Origin of the sequence: Nocardioides sp. NPDC057772 (assembly GCF_042798075.1) — a bacterium.
GTDB lineage: Bacteria > Actinomycetota > Actinomycetes > Propionibacteriales > Nocardioidaceae > Nocardioides.
In genome coordinates this window covers 1-17,581 of sequence record NZ_JBHVKN010000100.1, presented here as the reverse complement: position 1 = coordinate 17,581, position 17,581 = coordinate 1, and the positions used below count along the sequence as shown (strand labels likewise).

The window sequence follows — 17,581 nt, the reverse complement described above, 5'->3', positions numbered from 1 at the left end:
ATCGCCCGTGGCTTCCGCAACCTGGACCACTACCGACTCAGGATGCTCCTCATCGCCGGCGGCCTACGCCACCCCCACCTCAGGTAGGAAGAGCCGTCAATCGGCTCACGGCAGATGTCGAACGCCTCAACGGGCTAGTGCAGGAGACGGAGAACGAGCGGTCAGTCACGGTTTCGGGCTTAGAAGCCCGACTCGCCGAGCTTGACACTCAGGTTCAGCAGACGAGCGGTCAGGTCAACGCACTGACCTCTGAGCTTCGAACGCAGATCGATCAACAGCGTGCCGCATTCGCGGCGGAGGCGGATGCTCGCGTGAAGAGTTTTGCTGATGAGGTGGCATCGAGGGAAGCATCTGCAAAAGAAACCTTTGCGGCGAACACGCAATCGGCGCAGGACGAGCATGAGGCTCAGCTTCAGCGCGGGGGCGATCTGGTGAAGGAGCTCGAGGCGTTTAAGGTGACGTCAGAAAGTCTCGTTGACGACACAAGTCGCAATGCCATTGCTGGTGACTACGGCGCTTGGGCAAAGACCCAAGGAGCAGCTGCGGCGCGGTGGACCGCCGCTACGGTTGTACTGGGTATCGCGACCGCTGGCGTCCTGTTCTACCTTCTCCGTGGTGGTTCGGATGACTCGCTTACATTTACGCTCTATAAGACTGGCATATCTGTTGTGATGTTGATCGTCGCTGGATACTGCGCGAGCCAGGCTGCGGAGCACAGGAAAGAGGAGCGGACCGCTAAGCGTCTTCACTTGGACCTTGCTGCTCTGGAGCCATTCTTGAAGCAGGTGAATGACCCTGAGGACCTTCGGACTCAGGTAGCATTGCGCGTTTTTGCTCCATCGGATCCGGCGGTGAGCGACTCGAAGACTCGGTCGATTACGTTCGGACGAGGACTCTCGGTTGACCAGCTGGTCCATCTTGTGGAGGTACTCAAGAGCGGACCTCCGGGAGGTGCGCCGTAGAGGCGAGGGGTGCGCTCACCGAACGGCATGCCCAATGAAGCTGCATCGGTCTAGTGCCGCGTGGCGCAAATCTCTAGAGGGTTGAGTAGGGCCAACCATCCAAACTTCAAATTCGCGCCGCTAGAGTATGCGCCAACGCGCTCACATGGTCACGAGTGCCAGAGCTGTTCCCACTCGCTTGGGTTGACGCTTATCAGTTCCGGAACGTCGCGGCCACGCAAGACGACACTCAGCGCCGTGTCGCCGAGCAGAGTCGCAAACACTCTGGTCGTGACCGGTCCTGACGAGAAGTCACGGGCAAGAAACTCTGCCGTGCGGCCGTCAACTAGCAGATCGACCTTTCGCCAGGGATCCACGTGTTTGTGAAGGAGCTTCAGCTCCGTTTCAACCTGATCCTCCGCGAGACCGATCTCAGGAATGCTCAACAGAGACGTGCGAGCCGCGAACGTTATCGGGCTGTAGTCGGATCCTCCGAGCTGCTCTGCATACGAGCCGACCATTAGTGTCGGCTCGCCTTCTGGAGTGTGGCTGCGACTAGAGACGACCACCTCCTCCAGTGGCGCTGCCTTCGGAAGGGCAGGGTTCCACAGCAGTAGTCGAGTATCGCCGAGAGGTCCTGCTGGACGATATACAGAGAATTCAGGGGTACGCATCGGATCTGGAGCCGCCTCAACGCTGACTGGTGCTCGAGCAGAGGGTAGTGGTGTTTTCATCGTCTGTGATGGTGATGACCATGTACCAATTTCTCCTCACAGTGAACGCGTGGCTAAATCCTCTGTAGCGCGACAGGTTATAGGCGCCAGAGTGCTGACTGGTTCCGTTGCTGTTGAGGATGTTCACCCACAGTAGTCCGTACGTTCGGGGGCCGAGATTCGCCCGAACTGAGTCGCTGGACGCAGTGATGCGGACCTCGCTCCGACTGAGAACCCACCAACCGAATCCCGTGCAATCCGTGAACGGCCTCTGGATCGTAGCGTCCGATGCGGGGACTACTGATGTGGCGGAGCTGGGCGGAGTTGCAAGCCCTAAGACCGCGACCATGACGACGAAAGCACTTGCAATGGAGCCGAGCATTTGCTTCATCCGAGATCGTCCTTTTCCTTGTGTATCGTGAATCCATGGATCACGGCGTTGAGGACATGAAGTAATGGCCATTGGAAATTCGGTCTAAGCAAATTATGTAGAAGAATCATCGAGTTCGAAATAATCCCTGATCCACATCGTTCTTGAACCGCAAACACTGGGCATGGGAACCTGTAATCGCTCCAGCAGCAAACATCGAACTCTAAGTAAAGATGCTAGGCGGATGGGTTCGGCATGTCAACGGAATCGACAGCCAAGGGCTCGACCTCTCGCGCGGCACGTTGAAGTCGACGAGCAACGCCGCCACAACGCCTCCATCACTTGACCCCCGAGGGTTTCCACCGTCGAGGCTCGGGTCCAACGCTCGAGCTCTTCACGACCACCGCGACGCAGCACGATCCCGGGGCGGTTCGCCATGCACCGCTCATTCCAAGTACTCAACCCTCTAGAGACTTACCCCACGGGACACTAGGTCTCGGCGCGGCCTGACGAAGTGCCTGACAACGGTGTGGGTCGAAACGGGACATCTCTGGACGTACATGGACGGTCGATCTAGGCGTCCGGTGACCGGCAATGTGGCCCGGGATTCCTTCACACCGAAGGGGTCACTGGTTCGAACCCAGTATCACGCACGGCTTCGAAAAGGCCCTCTGACCTGCATCAATGCAGATCTGATGGCCTTCGAAATTTCCTTCTGCATCGGATATGCATCGGATCTCTGTGCCTCGAATGAGGGCATCCGAGCCGGTGACGTCATCGCGGCCGGGCGCTGGGGATCCTGCGGCAGCTCTCGTCGAGGTCCTCGACGCGGACCCGGATGAGGCGTGGCCCGATGCGGTACGCGGGCAAGGTCCCGTCGGAGATCCGGCGCCTGACCGTCTTCACGGACTGGTTGAGAATCGCGGCCGCTTGGGCGATGGTGACGTACTTGCTTGTAGTCCCGAATGATGAGTTCATCGCTGACTCCTGTCGAGGTCGTCGTTGATCGAGCTCGGTGCTCGGGACATAGGTGTGCAGGCGGCGCCATCAAGTAGCACATGCCTTGCACGGGCCCATGGCGCGTGCGCTGGCGGGCGTCAGGCCTGCGGTCGATGGGAACGGACCTCGACGCGCAAGAGGTCAAGGAAGATCTCCTCGACGGAGTCTTCCTCCTCGTACACGTCGACGTTCTCGTCCTCGAAGACGAGAAGGCAGCCGCGGATACCTTCGATGAGGTCCTCGAGAAGATCCTGTGCCGGTCGACGCGGGTCGAGCAGGCACAGGCGGACCCTGACCTGCGAGAGGTCGTCGCCCGCGTACTCGGCCACCCGGTTCAGTGTGCGAAGAAGGTCGGACGGGTGGTCGAGTGATCCCCGGGCCACAGCGTTAGTTTCGCGGAGCAGGCGGGTCACAAGCGTCTGAGCACCCTCGCCAGCCTCCAGAGCGCTGATGATCGCTGTCATCGTTTCGACGGGCATCGCCTCGATGGCGTCGGCCTCGATCACGACGGACCTTGGTGATTCGTAGGCGCAGTCGGTGGCCACGACGCGCGCTGCAGCATGAAGCCACTCGGCGGCTGCCACCGCGGCTGCTGCCGGCTCGAAGACCTCGAACAGTTCCCTGCTGCCGAGAGGGTTCACTTCGAGCGCACGGTGCACTTCCTCTACCTGGGTGGGTGAGGCCTCCGCTCTGGTCAGCGTCGCCGCTTGGGCTGCTCGGCCGGACATGTCCCCGAGCACTGCGCGACGCACCGCGTCGATCTCGCGGTCGACGTCCTCGGTCACCACTGCGAGCAGGTTCGGATCCTCTACGGCGTGCAGCGCACGGCCTACAGCGTGAGCATTTTCGATGACGGGGTTGTAGTAAGTGAGCATCATCCCGGCGTCGTCGGGACGGTTGGGCGAGGAGATACTTGCTCTGACCTCGTCGATAGCGCTCTCGTGCTTCTCCCGCCGCCAGTGTTCGTCTGGGTCGTGCGCGTCTACTGCCGCGGACGACGGTTCGGAGTACGTCGTCCAGAGAGCCTTGGCGAGTTGGGTGAGTGCCCTGGTGACGAGGGAGAGGTCGCCGGCGTCGAGCTGACTGAACTCTCCCAGAATCATGGCTCGGTCGGATCGCCCCGTTGGCCAGGTGACCAGCAGGTGGCCGTCTTCTGTAAGCGCATAGCGTGACATTCGTTCCCCTGGGATCCAAGCGTTGACGATGTGAAGGTGCCGATGTGAAGGTGCGTACGGGACACCTTGGAGTATCGACGGTGCGGAACGCTGGCGCGCGACGTCGCATGAACCGAAGCTCGCAGATTCAAATCCTGTCAGCCAGGAACCCATACTCGGGGTCGCCTTGGAGGCGTCGTCCGACACCAATCGGTAGCGGCCTGATCGCGTTTGGGCGACGTTCGTGCCGGTGATCGAGATCTGCGTCGACGCCGCTCCCCGTGCCCACCGCGGTCAGGTCGTCTTGTGGCTGGTGGCTGGGATGACTCGGCGGGCATCGTTTGCCGGCGTCAGGATGGCGCCGTCGACGGACTCACTCGTAGTCGAGGAGTCGACCATCCGAGCCCACGTCAAACGCACTGGTCACCGCGAGCGCTCGACGATCAGGTTGGCCAGCTGGTGAGGGGCCGTGATCATGGGCCAGTGGCCGGCATCGAGTGAGACGACGTCCATCAACTCGAGTGCAATAGGGGGCACCTTGACAGTGTCTCGTCGGAGATCCACGAAGGTTGGTGGGGTCACGAACGCATCCCAGCTGAACGAAGGATCCGCCTTGTCTTCGTAGGTGGCGATGGGATGGGGGCTCGTCACCGCCTTGAACTGGGCGAGCAAGTCTCCGTTCAGACCGTGATCACCCCACCTATCCAGCTGCGTCCTGGTGAGCACGGGGATCGCCACTCCGTCGAACTTGAGCGACAACTTCCTCAGGTAGGCCGCGCCGCGGCCGAAGTCGTCGAAGATGGACCGACCGGCGACCGGCAGATTCGCGCCCAGGAGGATCGTGGAGACCGTCTCGCGTGACTTCTGCGGCAGCCGCGCCACGGCCAGCGCCGTGGGAACACCGGCATAAGAGTGTGCGACGAGCAGGCTGGGGCCCTGGGTGGCCTCCAGCGCCTCGACGACATCTCGTACGTGTGCGTCGAGGGTGGCTTCTTCGCTGTGGCGGTCTCCGAGTCCGGTCAGCTCAACGGCCGACGCGTGGATTCCGCGCGCGGTGAGTAGGCCTTGCACGGGTTCCCATACCTTCGCGGCAAGGAAGGACCCAGGAACCAGGACAGCCTCAGTCACGATGGCCCTCGAAGAAGGCAACGGCACCCCGGGTCCTCACGGAATACCTCTCGAAACGATCGGCCAGGATCGATTCGAGGCTCTGCACATCGTCCTGACGGTTGTGGAACGATCCCGCGTCGTTGTACTTCTCCATCATCCACGATCCTGCCCGCCCGAGGCCGTGGTTCTTTCCAAGTACGGTGCACCCGAACAGCACCCCGGCCGGGCCCAGATTCGGGATCAGGTTGTCGAACACCACTGCCTTGTCCTTCATCGTGCCGGGTAGACAATGCAACACGTTCTGGATGGCGATGGACTCGAACACTTCATCGGTCTGAAGCGGCATGAGCGCGTCCTGCACCATGGTTCGGGGCCGGTACCGGATGATCCGCTTCTCGGTGGTGCGCAGGACGAGTTCGTTCAGGTCTGCGACGACGATGTCCGGGTGCTCGACCGGGTAGGTCGCCTTGTCGAGGAAGAAGCCAGTCCCGGGCCCGATGTCGAGGTGCTTGCCCCGCACGTTGTCGTTGAAGAACTGCAGCATGGTTCCTCGTGAGCAGCGCCACGCGATGGGGCACACCATCCCGAGCGCGATCGGATCGTAGATCCTGAGCACAGGCTTGGTGTACATGCTGGCATCGCCGCTGAGCGAGTGGTCGTTGTCCAACTGGTCGGTCATCTGATCTTCTCCCATGCTGGGTGCTTGCTTTATCGGTCTGGATCGACGCCGTGCTCGGCAAGGCGCGCGTGGAACTCGGCTGGTGTCGTGACCCCGGCCACGGCTGAGGCGTACAGGTCACACAGCTTTGGGCTCGGAGCGATCGCCTCGAGCATTGCTCTACGAGCCGGATCCAGCTGCAATCGGGCGATGGCCAACGTCGAGTAGTAACGAGCCAGAGACTCGTCGTCGCGCTTGCGTTCGAAGTCTGTGGTGGCCTGGTCGACTCGGTCAGGGTCGTCGATGGGGACCTGGGCCAGCTCGCCAGCGAGCATGGCCGACTGCACCAGGGCGTCGGTGATTCCTTGAGCGGTCAACGAATCCTTGTGGTGTCCGGCATCCCCAATCAGGGCCCACCCCGGACCTGATGCGGCGCGGTAATAGTTGCGCTGGTCACCCATCCCGATGAGTCGATCGGCCTGCCTCGCGTCCATGACTTTTGCATACAGACCGGCGTCCACCTCGGCGAGGGTCTGGCGGAAGGCGGCCTGGGGATTGGCCTTCGCGGTGGTGAACTCGCCTTGGGGCAGATACGCGGCGACCAGGTGCGCACCGGCGGTGGGGATCACTCCGACCCAGCGCCGCCCGCCTTGGAACTGGGAGAACGGATCGTCCAACCCTTCGAAGAACCCGTAGTAGCAAATCGAGGCCTTGGGTCGTTCCAGGTAGGTGCGGGATTGCACCTTCTGGGCGACCGTTGAACGCAGCCCGTCTGCCCCCACCACCAGATGAGCCCCCAACAGCTGATCGCCTTCGGAGGTGCGGAAGCAGATCCCCGTGATTCGATCCTCGTCAGCGAGCAGGCCGGTCGCGCGGGCTTCATGGACAACGGTCGCGCCAGCGGCCTCTGCTTGCGAGCACAGCAACTCATCCAGGTCCGAGCGACGGGGGGCATAGGCGACGTTGCCGTCACCGCACACCGGCCCCCGGCCCTGCAGTTCCACGCCCTCGGCGCGGAACGTGAGCGTGTCCATAGCCGGCGCTCCCGCCAACGTGTCGCCCATCGGAACCCCGAGGTTTCGAAGCTGCTGTACTCCCGGCTGGTGGATGTACAAGGTTGAGAGCTTGTCGCTTCCGCGCTTGGCGCGGTCGATGACCACCACTGACAAGCCTGCGCGGGCCAGATGTATGGCGAGGCTGGCGCCGGCACAGCGCGCACCGACGATTGCTACATCGACCTGATCTGAGTATCTACTACCGGCCACCCGGGAAGCGTGGATGGAGCAGGTTAGGCAACGGTAAGCCGTTCACGCTCAGCCTTGCCCATTCCTTACTCGACCGTGTGACCGTCGGTGCGTTGTCGAGGAGGAGTCATGGCAGAGAGCCTACGAAAGCGATTGGAAGAGCGTGCCCGGCGAGCCCGATCGCAGGCACAGCACTCTGATACACACATTCGACCAGGCGCCCCTGGAACGCGCGCTCCGGCCACTGTTGCACAGCAAGGATTGTGGGTGGCCAACGAGCTCAGCGGGAACGTTGCATTCACGGTCCCCGTGCTCCACGACGTGGAGGGGCCGCTGGACGTGGGGGTGCTCGACCGAGCGCTGGCGGCGATGGTGGAACGGCACGTCGCATTCCGCACGACCTTCACCGACGCTGATGGCGACCTGACTCAGGTCTTGCAGCCAGCGCCGGCCTCTGTGCTCACGGTCAGGTCGTTGGCAGAGTCCAAAGCTGAACTGCGTGAGGTGCAGGCCGAGAGCATCATCGCTGCCGAGATCGCGACCAGCTTCGACCTCACCGAGGATCTTCCGTTCCGGGCGACGTTGATCTCGCTCGGTCCCATGCGACACAAACTGTTGCTGACGATCCATCACATCGCGTGTGACCAGTGGTCCATGGGCATCTTCGCCAGCGAGTTGGCCACAACCTATGCCGCTCTTCTTCGCGGTGACGAGCCGCGACTTCGGCCCATAGCGGTCGACTACTTGAACTTGGGCAACCTCGAGGCGGGCAGCGGCGACGGTGACGGAGTCGCGCACTTCGTGTCGCGCGCCCAGGGGAAAGCGGCGTTGCGTTTCGTGCCGGACAAGCAGCGGCCAGCGCAGAGTTCGTTCGGCGGTGACGAGCGAGCTCTCTGGTTGGGGGGTGCACGGACCCGAGCGATCCAGGACTGCGCTCGCACGTTGAGCGCTTCGCCATTCATCGTCACCTTGGCAGCGTTCCTGGTGCTGGCTCGGGTGCACGGTGGCGAGGACGAGTTCGTGTTCGGCACAAGTGCCGCGGGCCGCGATTCCGAAGAACTGGCCGGGCTCATCGGATTCTTCGTCAGGACGTTGGTCCTGGACGCTGAGGTGCCGGCACAGATGAGTTTCGCTGAGCTGGTGGAGCAGGTGAAGGACACCGTCAGCCAGGCCCAGGAGCGAGCGAACGCGCCGTTCGACGAGGTCGTGACGCGCCTGGGTCTCAGCGGTGACGGAACAGGGAAGGCGCTGACAGCGGTGTTGTTCCAGCAGGACAACACCCCCGGGAGCGCCTTCGCATTCGAAGGGTGTACGACCACGTTGGACGACAACGTGAACTCCCATGCTGCGAAGTACGAGCTGTTGATCAGTGTCCGGAACCAGGCCAGCGACACCCGGATACACATCCAGTACGACACCGACTTGTTCACCTCCAGCCGAGTCGAGGCCCTGCTGTCCGCGATCGACCGCTGCCTGAAAGTCGCCTGCGAGGACCCGTCGCGGGCCATCGGCGAGCTACCCACCATCAGCCACGCCGAAGCACAGTCGCTGGCCGCCATCAACGCGACCGACGAGGAATTCTCTGGCGCCGAGACCCTGCACGACCTGGTGCTGGCGCAGGCTGAGACCCGCCCCGACGCCCCGGCCCTTCTTCTGCCCGGCGGTGTCGTCGTCACCTATAAGGAACTCATCACGGATGCGACCGCGGTCGCTGCTCGGCTGGTCAAGGAAGGGGCGTGCCCCTCGAAGACGGTCCTGGTCGCGCTTCCTCCCGGCCGGGAGTATCTCGTCGCCTGCTTGGCCACTTCGATGACAGGAGCAGCCTTCGTTCCGGTGGCGTACGACATGGCCGCCGAGCGCCTCGACCAGATCCGGGAGGCTGCCCAGCCCGTTGCAGAGTTCACCAGCGCGGAGGTCGTTGAGTCGTGGGTATACCAGGGCGGAGGAGCGGGGTTCGAACCTTGCGCCGTCGAACCTGATGCCCATGCGTACATCATCTTCACCTCCGGTTCGACCGGGGTGCCCAAGGGAGTGCAGATTCGCCATCGCGGCATCGTGAACAACCTCAACGACCTTGCCGCGCGTCTTGACCTCACCAGCGAGGACCGATGCCTGGCGATCTCTTCCACCGGTTTCGACATGTCGATCTTCGAGGGCTTTGGCATCCTCAGCGCCGGCGGGGCATCGGTGATCCTGGATCCCGAGTTCCGGCGTGACCCGTCCCACTGGCTCGAGCGGGCGGCCGACGAACGGGCTACGGTCTGGAACTCGGCACCCGCTCTGCTGGGGGCCTTCCTCGACGAGCTCGAACAAGACACGAGCCAGGAACCTCCTCCGCTTCGTGCGGCCGTGCTGGGTGGCGACTGGGCACCCTTGTCGATGCCGGCACGGTGGTGGGCGTTCTTCGGTGATGCCACGTTCGATGTCCTCGGGGGTGCCACAGAGGCCTCGATCCATTCGACCTACACCCGCGTCACCGAGGTCGACCCGACGTGGAACGCGGTTCCTTACGGTCGCCCAATGGCCAATCAGAAGAGCATCGTCGTCGACGAGCAGGGCCGACTGTGTCCCATCGGTGTCCCCGGACGACTCTTGCTGGGTGGCGTGGGGTTGGCCTCCGGGTACTTGGGCGCCGAGGGCCTGACGCAGGAGAAGTTCCAGGCGCGCGAGGACGGAGAGGTTTGGTACGACACCGGCGACATCGCTCGATGGAACAACCAGCTGACGCTGGAACTGCTGGGTCGCCGCGATTTCCTGATCAAGCTGGCTGGGCTCCGGATCGAACCGGGCGACGTCGAAGCCGCGGTCGTCAAGTCCGGGCAGGTCACCTCCGCGGTCGTGTTTTCCGTGGCAGACCCGGACGAGCGGCTGGTGGCAGTCCTCGAGTCCGAGCAGCGACCAGACATGCGGGCGGTCAGGCAGAAGCTGGTCGCGGAGCTGCCCTCATACATGATTCCGTCGGAGTTTCGGTGGGTGACGGCGATGCCTCTCAACGCAAGCGGGAAGCTGGACCGCGGTCAGGTACGCGTTCTGTTCGACACGGCAGAGAAACTCACCGCCTCGGCGCAGCAGGTGCCTCTTGGAACCGAACGTGAGGCTCACATCGCGGAGGTGTGGGCGGCCGTGTTGTCCACACCGGTGGAGAGCGCCGTGGACGACTTCTTCCTTCTGGGGGGCGACTCCTTCAAGGCGGTGAAGGCGGCCCGCCTCATCGACCCGGACCTGCCCACCGTCGCGCTGTTCCGATACCCCACGGTGCGAGAGTTGGCGAACTACCTTGACTCCGATGGCTCCACCAACCACCTCAACCGATTGGTACGTCTGTCCGGCGGCGACACGGCTGCGAAGGTTCGCTTGGTGTGCGTGCCCTACGGCGGGGGGAACGCGATCGCCTATCAGCCGTTGGCCGACCAGCTCGGTGACGCCGTGGAGATCTTGTCTGTGAACCTGCCGGGCCACGATCTGGCAGACGGGTCCGCCATGAAGCCCATCAGCCAGGTGGCTGACGAGGTGGTCGAGGAGCTCAGGCAACTGCCGGCGATGCCTACGGCTGTGTACGCACAGTGCGCCGGTTGCGCGACCGCAGACCGGCTCGCCCGGGCGATGCGGCGGGAGGGGATCCGCTTGGACGCGGTGTTCATGGGAGCGGCGCTACCGGATCGCGACCCACACGCTTCGATGGCGCTGGTCAGGGACGGCGACGACGCGCTGCTGCTGGGACACATGCGCGGTCTCGGCGGGTTCGACGGGGTACTGGACGACTCGGACATCACCCGCATCCTGAAGGTTGTGCGACACGACCTGCAGGAGATGGTCCGGATGTACCTCACCGACCTCGACCAACCTCCCGCACCGCTGGACGTACCGGTCCACTGTGTCGTGGGCGGGGCAGACCCAGCAACCGAGGGTTTCCAGGACAGGTACGTCGAGTGGGGACGGCTGGGCAGCCCGGTGAGCCTGTCTGTGCTCCCCACAGGCGATCACTACTTCTGCACCACGGACCCGGCCGGTTTGGCCACTCACATCCGAACGAGATTAGGGCTGAGGCCGTCGGCGACTTCAACTACCTAGGAGAGACCAGCATGGACTTCCTGCAGCGGTGGGAAAGCAAGCCGCTCGACGACCGTCGTAGCGCGTTCGGGATCGAACCGACAACCACGCTAGACGATCCCGGCTCCGCGGTGCCCGTCACTCCGACCCAGGCGGCAATTCTCGCCAGCGAGGCCGAGGCGGCACCGTTGAGTCCCTACACGATCACGACGGCGTACGACGTGACCGGTGTGGTCGACGCGGACCTGCTGGCGCGAGCTGTCGAGGAGACGCTGAAAGCTCACCCGGTGCTCAACACCGCCTATCAGGCCACGGCTGCAGGCATCGAGTCACACCTGATGCCGGCAGCCGCGGTCGAGGTGGTCCGCGACGTCGACCTCGACACCGCGACACACCGCATCGCGTCGGAGCCGATCGACCCCCGCACTGGGCCGTGCACCAAAGCGTGGGTGCTGCAGGTAGCCAACGCAGCCTCACGCGCACCCGACGGTGACATGTCGACGTCGTTGGCATTGGTCGTCAAGACCCACCATGTGGTGGCGGACGGTCAGTCGATCGCCACGGTGGCGGAACAGGTCTGTGCGCGGTACAACGGGGGATCCATCGACACATCCGACCAGTTCAGGGGCCTGGTCCAGGCCGGAGTGGTCTCCACTGACGAGGAACCCAGCGACGAGGCCTTGACCTGGTGGCGAGAGCACCTGGGTTCGGCCACGCCGGCCCACTTCCCGCCGGATCGGCCCGCGGGGAACAACGCCTCACGGTTTCGCGGTGGCCACCGTTCGTTCCGCGTCGACGAAGCGGCGTGGGCGAAATCGATCGCAGCTGCGAGCCGGGAGTCAGCCGGACCGTCAGCGTTGTTGATGCTGGCGGTGGCGGCTGTGTGTGGCCGCTACAGCGGAGAGTGGGACATGGTCGTAGGCCTGTCGGTGTCCGGGCGCAGGTCTGCTCGGCTGTCCTCGACCGTGGGCCCGTTCGCCGACAGCCTGCCGATTCGGGTCGAGCTCGAACCGACGGAATCTGTGTCGGATGCGTTGGCACGGGTCGCGGCGGGTCCGGCCAGCGGAAACCTCGAGCACGAGGTTCCGTTCTCATCGTTGGTGCGGGCCCTGCGGCCACGCCGCGAGAGTGGCCTGAATCCTCTCTACAACGTGCTGGTGACCACTGATGCCGCCGGCCCGCAGGCCCTGGCATTGGCGGGTGGAGGGAGCATGGCGCCGCGCCCGGTGATGAATGATACGGCCAGGGTTCCGTTCCAGGTGACGGCGTCGAACACTCCGAATGGGGACGTTGAGCTGCGTATTGACTACGCAGAGTCGATGTTCACCCCCCAATTCATCGAGCAGCTCGGTCATGACGTCGTTCAGGCGTTGAGCGATGTGGCACGCGGTGGGGCCGTAGGTGATCTGGGACGCCGGGGTTCGGCGGCGGACTTGGGCACGGTGAATGCCGATCCCGCCGTCGACGTCGATGAGCTGTTCCTCCAGTCGGTGGAGGTGATGGGGGATGAGGTCGCTGTCGAAAAAGGTCAGGTTCGCCTTACGTATGCCGAGGTCGCCGATCGGGTGGCGCGCCTGCGGGCAGAACTGCTCGAGTGTGGTGCTGCGACGGCGTTGGTGACCGCTGACCATGGGCCGGACCTCGTTGTCGCCCTGCTCGGATGCCTCTCGGCGAGGGTCGCCTACGTTCCGGTCAGCGATTCCTTGCCAGACAGTCGCGTCGAGGCTATTCGGATCAAGGCACAGACGGATGTGGAGATCGGGTCTTCTTCCGGCGGGCTACGAGTCACGCCTCACGCGAACGGCGCGGTCGAGTGGACCGACCCGAACCGGCCCCTCGAGCGTGCGTATGCGATGTTCACATCGGGGTCGACCGGCGAGCCGAAGGCGGTTTGGGTGGGACGTTCAGCGCTGGCTGAACATGTCCGCGCTGCGTCGAAGACGGAGTTCGTACGGGCTGGTGAACGAATGCTGGCTCTGACCAGCCCCACGTTCGACATCTCCATCGATGAGCTCCTGCTTCCGCTGGTCTGTGGGGCGAGCATTGTCTTCCCCGAGGGTGGGCATGGCCTTTGCGGAGTCTCGGATGCGGCGGCCGAGATCCGTCGCGGCAATGTCGACGTCGTCCATGGGACGCCGAGCATGATGGCGGCACTCTTTGCTGAGGGATGGGGCCCGGAGTCGAAGATCGCCCGGGTCGTTGTCGGGGGCGAGCGATTGAGTCAGTCCATGGCCACGGAGGTGGTGCGCCGCAGCCGTGACGCCCGCAATGTGTACGGGCCGACGGAAGCAACGATCTGGGCGACCCAGTTCCGGTTGCGTGATGACCTCGCCGCGGACCCGCCCATCGGGACACCCTTGCCGGGATACCTTGTGCGCCTCGTCAGTTCCTCGAATACCGAACCGGTGGCGCCCCGAGAGGTCGGGCACGTGTTGATCGGTGGCCCGGCCCTGGCACTTGGGTACGGGGAACAACCCGCGCTCACCGCCGAGAAGTTCGTCGTGACCGAGGGCGTTCGCTGGTACGACACCGGTGACCGGGCGAAGGTCGTCGACGGCCAGATCGTATTCCTGGGACGGTCGGACGACCAGGTCAAGGTGCGGGGACACCGGGTGGAGCTAGGGGAGTATGAGTCGATCGCGTCCGCGGTAGCGGGGGTCGGAGCAGTCGCTGCGGCGTGCGACGGCGAGCGCGTCTACCTTCTGATCAAGGGATCCCCGGACCCGACCGTGATCCGGGGTGCCTTCTCGAGGATGCCACGCGCGATCCGGCCAGATGTGGTGGCCGTGACCGCTGACCCGATGCCGCTCACCTCGAACGGCAAGATCGACAGACGCGCCGTCATCGTCGCCGCGACGGCCGGCGAGACCCCCAGCGCCTCGTCGTCGACCCCGGCAGCCGGCGCTGACGTCTCGACGGTGGTGGACGACGACGTGGCCGAGTTCGAACAATGGGTCTTGGAGTTGTGGGACATGCTCCTCCAACGCTCGGTGTCGCGCACGGCGAACCTGTTCGACGAGGGTGGCCACTCCTTGATCCTGGCCAGGACCGCGGCCGCGGCCCGCTCGGACTTGGGCGTGTCGTTGCGGATGAGCGAGATGTACGACGATCCGACTGCAGCGGGGATCGCCCTGCGCCTCAAGTCAGCCGCATTGGCTGAGTTCGCGCAGGGCGGCAGCTAGACGCACGTAAAGTGACGAAGGCATGTGCGGGAGGGGATCCACACATGCCTTCGTCCTTGGTGCGGCTTCTACCGTGGGCAGGGCTCCTTGATCCCGACGGCCGCGACCGCACGCTTGAACGCCACGAGGTCTGGATCCGGTGGGGCGTCGGGCCGCCACGCGGGGGTAGAGACCAAGCCCGGCTCGAGGAGGCGGTATCCGTCGAAGAAGCGCAGCACGTCACGCTCGAGTCGGGGGAACATCGGCTGGATCTGCTCGCGGTACATACTGAGCACCTCCTCTGCTCCGGCGGGCCAGTCCTCCGAGGTCAGGGCATGCGACAGCACGAGGTGGCTGCCATCGACGCAAGCATCTCGGAACGCCGATACGGCCGTCCAGGGGTCGGTGTCGGTGGGGACGAACGGGAGGACGCCGGTCAAGACGATGGCGATCGGTTCGTCGAAGTTCAGCACGCCGGCCGCCCGCGCGGCATCGAGGGTGCCATGGGGGTCGGACACGTTGCCGTGGATGAAGCCCACAGACGAGAGCCCTTCAACAAGAGGTTCCCAGGCGCGTTCCACCTCGGCCTCGACGTCGACGTACAGCACCCGGGCCTCCGGCTGGTGCTCGGCGATGACCTCGTGCAGGTTAGGCGTGTCGAGGGTGGGGAAGGAGCAGCCCAGGTCCAGGAACTGTCGCACCCCGTACTTGCTGGCCAGCGTCCGGCAGGCTCTGAGCATGAAGTCACGGTTCTCCCGTGCCACGAACGGGGTCCCGGGATTGATCTCGAGGAGGCGCCCGTAGGCCGACCGGTCAGCCTCTGAGAGATTGCCACCTCCGATGAGTGTGTCGTAGATGCGGCACGCGTTCGCCCGGCCTACGTCCATGTTTTCGCGCATATGAGATCCCTTCGAGTCGTCTCGTCTTGCCAGTGTGAGACGGCACGATGCGAGCCACGGTTAACGAGAGCGCGCCTTCGTTTCTCGGTGCATAACCGCGTGTTGCGACGGTGGTCACCACATGCGAACTGGAGGGACGAATGACCGAGCAGCCGACTGTCGTCAAGCTTGAGAGCACCGACTTTGCCTCGCCCCAGACCATCTACGCCAAGACGGGGGTCACTGAGGGGTGTGTGCGCGTGATCCTCCCGGACGGGATGCCCAGTTGGCTCGCCGTCGGACAGAGGGCGGTCGAGGCCGTGTTCGCGAACCGTGACCTGGTCCGCAGCGCCGATGCCGCCGATCCGACGATCAGACGATTTCTGTCCTTGGCGGGTGACTTCCCGCTCGCACAGCACATTCTGTTCGCCGACGACGAGGATCACCGACGCATGAAGAGCGTGTTGAACGATGCCTTCATACGCAAGAACGTGGAGCCCCTTCGATCGTGGATGACCACCTTTGTCGACGGACTCATCGACTCGTTCATCGAAGCGGGAAGAACCGACTACGTGACGTCGGTCGCGTTGCCGCTGCCGATCGCGGTGATCAGTCGGATCCTGGGTGTCGAGGAGGCCGATCAGGCGGACTTCGAGGCCAACGCTTCGGTCATCACCGGGGTCGGAAACGACCTGGACCAGAGCGCTATCTTCACCGCTGGTACGTGGTTCTACGACTTCTCCGGTGAACTGCTTGCCAGGCGCCGAGTGGAGCCGCGCGAGGACGTGATGACGACCATGGCTCACGCCGTCGACGAGGGCCGGCTCACGGAGGTCGAGGCTCGCTCGAACACGTTCCTCTTCCTGTCTGCCGGCTACGAGACGACGGTCAACCTGTTGGCCAACGGCCTGTTGGCGCTGTTGAATCACCCTGAGCAGCTCAGCCGGGCCTTGGCACACGGTGACGCCAAGTCGACAGCGCTGCTCGTGGAGGAGCTGTTGCGGTTCGACTCCCCGGTCTCGGCCGTCACCTACCGTTTCGCCCGGTCAAAGGTCAGCATCGGTGATGCCACGATCGCACCGGGTGAGCACGTGGCGATCGCGCTGCCCACGGCCAATCACGACGAAGCGGTGATCCAGTGCCCTGCGCGACTGGACGTGGCCAGGAAGCCGAACCCGCACCTGAGCTTCGGCAAGGCGACTCACTTCTGCCTGGGCGCGCCCTTGGCGAGGCTGGAAGGAGAGGTCGCGTTCCGCCGTACGCTGGACCGGCTCGAGGGCTTGAGGCTTGATGCTCGAGCCGAGGACCTGGTGTGGCTGAACTCCATCACCGTGCACCGGCTCACGTCGTTGCCCATCCGGTTCGACCCTTCGACCCGCGTCGGCCGAGGCTGATCGGCGCCCCATCCCGGCGGGATACGAAGGCTGGGGTGGGGGGCCGTCGGCCCAAGGAGGCGACGGTGACCAGGTGGGGCTCTCCCATCGTTGGCCGCACCAGGTGTGAGCTCAGGTGCACGGCCCCGACCTGCACGCTGTCCATATCGGGTGCCCCGGCGCTGACGGTCCCGAAGTCGTCGAGGCTGCACAGCCCCAGCTTCACCAGGCACTCCTTGCGCGTCCACAGGCGAAGCCGGCCCAGGGAGTCCGCGTCGCGTTCTCGGCGGGTCAAGCAAGAGTCTGGAATATCTGCTCCTGCCCGCACCGGCTCCAGATCCACAGCGACTGGGAAACCGCCGGCTGCTGCGGCGACCAGATCCCGGCGCCGCGATGCCGACAACCAAGCCTCGCCGCTTCGGGGCCGCCCATGCGCCGTCGACCCGCACTGAGTGCATTCCCGCGTGATCAGAACCTGTGGAGTCGGCAGGTCGAGCACCCGGCCGGCAGCTTCACTTGTCAGCCATCTGGACGTCAAGAACGCCGCGGCATCGCGGCGGTCGGCAAACTTCTTCGCTTGGTCTTCGTCGAACCGCGTCGACCACGCATTTGCCTGGCGCAGCGCGGGGCACGCGAGCAGGCAGAACGTAGGTAGGACTACTTCCAAGTCGCAGCAGCCTTCAACAGCCGATCGATAGAGCCTCGGTTCCTCGTCGTCGCCACGCCACCAGTGGCCCGTTCCAGTTCGAAGGTCGGGCTCCCAGCGGAGTTGCGGGGTTTGCGGATCAGGCTCAGGGCGATCCCGTCTCCGACGTGCAGCACGTCGACGTCGTCCTTGGCGTTGGTCCACGGCGTCGACCAGCTCGGCTTCTTGCCGCCCTGGAAGAACGTCACCGTTTCGCGGTAGGTGCGGGGGGATTCGTGCTTCTC

The 17,581-nt window shown here is 64.2% G+C and carries 12 protein-coding genes; 4 read left to right on the top strand and 8 right to left on the bottom strand.

Features of this window, described 5'->3' with window-relative positions; all coding sequences use genetic code 11:
- The coding region (locus tag ACFVJS_RS16760; protein WP_378882331.1) for a hypothetical protein at positions 1–962 on the top strand (962 nt) is incomplete at its 5' end.
- 149 nt (positions 963–1,111) lie between these two features.
- Here the strand turns inward: ACFVJS_RS16760 and ACFVJS_RS16755 are convergent.
- The 6 genes from ACFVJS_RS16755 to ACFVJS_RS16730 form a co-directional block, all read right to left on the bottom strand.
- On the bottom strand, positions 1,112–1,387 hold the full coding sequence (locus tag ACFVJS_RS16755) for a hypothetical protein (protein ID WP_378882330.1): 276 nt from the start codon (positions 1,385–1,387) through the stop codon (positions 1,112–1,114).
- A 1,411-nt stretch (positions 1,388–2,798) separates the two neighbouring features.
- On the bottom strand, positions 2,799–3,002 hold the full coding sequence (locus ACFVJS_RS16750; RefSeq protein WP_378882327.1) for a helix-turn-helix domain-containing protein: 204 nt from the start codon (positions 3,000–3,002) through the stop codon (positions 2,799–2,801).
- A gap of 119 nt (positions 3,003–3,121) precedes the next feature.
- A complete protein-coding gene (locus tag ACFVJS_RS16745; protein ID WP_378882324.1) occupies positions 3,122–4,126 on the bottom strand; it encodes a hypothetical protein in 1,005 nt (334 codons plus the stop codon).
- 474 nt (positions 4,127–4,600) lie between these two features.
- Positions 4,601–5,305, bottom strand: a complete 705-nt coding sequence (locus ACFVJS_RS16740; protein WP_378882321.1) for an alpha/beta fold hydrolase — start codon at positions 5,303–5,305, stop codon at positions 4,601–4,603.
- Positions 5,298–5,966 carry a class I SAM-dependent methyltransferase gene (locus ACFVJS_RS16735; protein WP_378882318.1) on the bottom strand — a complete coding sequence of 223 codons (669 nt, stop codon included), beginning with the start codon at positions 5,964–5,966 and terminating at the stop codon, positions 5,298–5,300. Before ACFVJS_RS16735 ends, ACFVJS_RS16740 begins: the two co-directional genes overlap by 8 nt.
- 29 nt (positions 5,967–5,995) lie before the next feature.
- Positions 5,996–7,210, bottom strand: a complete 1,215-nt coding sequence (locus ACFVJS_RS16730; RefSeq protein WP_378882313.1) for an NAD(P)/FAD-dependent oxidoreductase — start codon at positions 7,208–7,210, stop codon at positions 5,996–5,998.
- A 108-nt stretch (positions 7,211–7,318) separates the two neighbouring features.
- Here ACFVJS_RS16730 and ACFVJS_RS16725 point away from each other — a divergent pair, with 108 nt between their 5' ends.
- The gene (locus ACFVJS_RS16725) at positions 7,319–11,260 is read left to right on the top strand and encodes an AMP-binding protein (RefSeq protein WP_378882310.1); all 3,942 of its coding nucleotides are present in this window, start codon (positions 7,319–7,321) and stop codon (positions 11,258–11,260) included.
- Between the two features lie 11 nt (positions 11,261–11,271).
- Positions 11,272–14,421 carry an AMP-binding protein gene (locus ACFVJS_RS16720; RefSeq protein ID WP_378882308.1) on the top strand — a complete coding sequence of 1,050 codons (3,150 nt, stop codon included), beginning with the start codon at positions 11,272–11,274 and terminating at the stop codon, positions 14,419–14,421.
- 68 nt (positions 14,422–14,489) lie between these two features.
- Here the strand turns inward: ACFVJS_RS16720 and ACFVJS_RS16715 are convergent, their stop codons facing one another.
- Entirely contained in the window at positions 14,490–15,299 is an 810-nt protein-coding gene (locus ACFVJS_RS16715) for an SAM-dependent methyltransferase (RefSeq protein ID WP_378882306.1), read from the bottom strand.
- Between the two features lie 140 nt (positions 15,300–15,439).
- Here ACFVJS_RS16715 and ACFVJS_RS16710 point away from each other — a divergent pair, with 140 nt between their 5' ends.
- A complete protein-coding gene (locus ACFVJS_RS16710; RefSeq protein ID WP_378882303.1) occupies positions 15,440–16,672 on the top strand; it encodes a cytochrome P450 in 1,233 nt (410 codons plus the stop codon).
- 636 nt (positions 16,673–17,308) lie between these two features.
- Here ACFVJS_RS16710 and ACFVJS_RS16705 read toward each other — a convergent pair.
- Positions 17,309–17,581, bottom strand: a 273-nt coding sequence (locus ACFVJS_RS16705; RefSeq protein WP_378882301.1) for a hypothetical protein, incomplete at its 5' end; no start/stop codon positions are given.

What these genes read in the sequence shown, in the direction of transcription:
- ACFVJS_RS16735 (WP_378882318.1), bottom strand. Translation starts at nt 5,966, where the DNA reads ATGACCGACCAGTTGGACAACGACCACTCGCTCAGCGGCGATGCCAGC.
- ACFVJS_RS16725 (WP_378882310.1), top strand. Translation starts at nt 7,319, where the DNA reads ATGGCAGAGAGCCTACGAAAGCGATTGGAAGAGCGTGCCCGGCGAGCC.
- ACFVJS_RS16745 (WP_378882324.1), bottom strand. Translation starts at nt 4,126, where the DNA reads ATGATTCTGGGAGAGTTCAGTCAGCTCGACGCCGGCGACCTCTCCCTC.
- ACFVJS_RS16750 (WP_378882327.1), bottom strand. Translation starts at nt 3,002, where the DNA reads ATGAACTCATCATTCGGGACTACAAGCAAGTACGTCACCATCGCCCAA.
- ACFVJS_RS16710 (WP_378882303.1), top strand. Translation starts at nt 15,440, where the DNA reads ATGACCGAGCAGCCGACTGTCGTCAAGCTTGAGAGCACCGACTTTGCC.
- ACFVJS_RS16720 (WP_378882308.1), top strand. Translation starts at nt 11,272, where the DNA reads ATGGACTTCCTGCAGCGGTGGGAAAGCAAGCCGCTCGACGACCGTCGT.
- ACFVJS_RS16715 (WP_378882306.1), bottom strand. Translation starts at nt 15,299, where the DNA reads ATGCGCGAAAACATGGACGTAGGCCGGGCGAACGCGTGCCGCATCTAC.